Origin of the sequence: Photobacterium sp. GB-72, from assembly GCF_003026095.1 — a bacterium.
In the GTDB taxonomy this organism is placed as follows: domain Bacteria; phylum Pseudomonadota; class Gammaproteobacteria; order Enterobacterales; family Vibrionaceae; genus Photobacterium.
Window position 1 is genome coordinate 1 of the sequence record NZ_PYNV01000062.1, and the last position, 502, is coordinate 502.

The window sequence follows — 502 nt, forward strand, 5'->3', positions numbered from 1 at the left end:
CTTTGTTATTGGCAATGCTATTGGCGATGCCAGCCTCTACGCAAGCCAGTAATGAAGACATTGAACTCAAGCAACTTGTTAGCCAAAGTGAACAAATTGACAATACCGTTACGCTATTTTCTCAGCTAGAAAATAGCGTGCTTCGTTTTTACATCGATAATCTCACTTGGCCAACAGCATTAAATCAAAAGACCAACACGGCTTTTGGTGATATCGATACGATTAACAACGGCACTAACTACCAACTGAAATTGCAATTTCAGCCTGGCGGGGAAGCCATTGCTAAGAAACTCGCCGATCAACTCAATGCTACAGTTAATGGTAATGCTGTGGTACTGACACTCACACCACCTACTACTAACGCCTTAGTGGATGGACTACTGCACCGAAATGCGGTCACTGGGAAACCTGAGCTACAACAGTTTGAAACCGCGATTGACTTAAACAGCCACGACATTAATAACGCCAATAGCGTTAAGGCATCAACGGTAACTACTGATAC

1 protein-coding gene is annotated in these 502 nt (G+C 43.4%); it reads left to right on the forward strand.

All coding sequences use genetic code 11. The annotated features are described in order from the left end of the window. Positions 1-502: hypothetical protein (locus C9J40_RS22070; RefSeq protein ID WP_199188153.1), on the forward strand; the 502-nt coding region annotated here is incomplete at both ends.